This is a genomic window from Vibrio sp. 1557 (genome assembly GCF_033340175.1).
GTDB classification, from domain to species: Bacteria; Pseudomonadota; Gammaproteobacteria; order Enterobacterales; family Vibrionaceae; genus Vibrio; species Vibrio alginolyticus.
Window position 1 is genome coordinate 1 of sequence record NZ_JAWOVZ010000086.1, and the last position, 1619, is coordinate 1619.

1 protein-coding gene is annotated in these 1619 nt (G+C 50.0%); it reads right to left on the reverse strand.

Features of this window, described 5'->3' with window-relative positions; genetic code table 11:
* Nucleotides 1-1619: glutamate synthase central domain-containing protein (locus R7070_RS24790; RefSeq protein WP_318141349.1), on the reverse strand; the 1619-nt coding region annotated here is incomplete at both ends.

Sequence of the window (1619 nt, forward strand, 5' to 3'; positions counted from 1 at the left end):
CCATCGTCAATCAACTTGCCTAACGCTTCATAAGCTAGATACGGATAAACCGCCGTAGCGCCAAAGCCTAGCAATACGGCAAATTGATGAGGGTCACGTGCGGTTGCGGTTTCCGCGACGATGTTGGCATCACAACGAAGGTTGGCTGTAACTAAGCGAGTTTGCACGGCGCCGACAGCCATGGCGGCTGGAATTGGCAACTTGCCTTTAACTAATGCGCGGTCGGAAAGAACCACTAAGACGGTACCTTCTCGCACCACTTGTTCAGCTTGATCACATAAGTCATCAATCGCTTGTTTGAGATCTTTCTCTTGTGGATCGTAGTTTATGTCGAGAATGGTATTGCGGTAGTGATCGTCACCCAGCTCAAGCAACTGCTGCATGTCAGAGTAAAGTAGCACTGGAGAATCAAATGTCACTCGATGCGCGTGGCCGTCGGTTTCACAGAAGACGTTCATCTCCTGACCTATACTGGTAGCTAACGACATAACATGCTTTTCACGTAGTGGATCGATAGGCGGGTTGGTGACCTGAGCAAACTTCTGGCGGAAGTAATCGGTAACCAAACGCTCTTTCGAAGACAGCACTGCCATCGGCGTGTCATCGCCCATAGAGCCTACGGCTTCTTGACCCATATCGCCAAGTACACGCAGCACCTGATCCACTTCTTCATTGGTCATGGCGAACTGCTTTTGATAGGTCTTAAGCAAATCTTCATCGAAGCTTCGCTCACCCACTTGATCTTCAGGTAGCTGAGAGAATGGCGTTAGTTTGCGAACGTTGTTTTCCATCCATTCGCGGTATGGGTGACGAGATTTGAGATCGTTATCGATCTCGCTTGATTGCCACAGTTTACCTTTACGAGTATCGACAACTAACAACTCACCAGGGCCAACACGACCTTTTTTCGCAACTTCGTCTGGTGCGTAATCCCAAATACCGATTTCAGAAGCCAGCGTGATCAACTTGTCTTTTGTGATCACGTAGCGAGCTGGGCGCAGACCGTTTCGGTCGAGGTTACATGCTGCGTAGCGGCCATCGGAAAGTACGATCCCTGCTGGGCCATCCCAAGGCTCCATGTGTTTGGAGTTGAAGTCGTAGAAGGCTCGTAGATCGGGATCCATATCTGGGTGATTTTGCCATGCTGGTGGAACAAGCATTCGCATGGCTCGGAAGATATCCATGCCGCCGGCCAAGAAAAGATCCAACATGTTATCCAGACTTGAAGAATCCGAACCAGTCTCATTTACAAACGGAGCTGCGGTTTGTAAATCGGGCAGCAATGGGGAAGAGAATTTATAAGCACGCGCTCGGGCCCATTGGCGGTTGCCTTCAATGGTATTGATCTCACCGTTGTGAGCAAGATAACGGAACGGCTGCGCCAGTGGCCAGCGAGGTTGAGTGTTGGTTGAAAAACGCTGGTGGAACAGACAGATAGCGGATTCCATGCGTAGATCAGCAAGATCAAGGTAGAAGCGAGGCAAATCCGCAGGCATGCACAAACCTTTGTACACCAGCACTTGCGTCGATAAGCTACAGATGTAGAAATCAGGATCTTCGGTGATCTGTTTTTCAATACGGCGACGGGCAATATAGAGACGGCGTTCAATGTCGCGCTC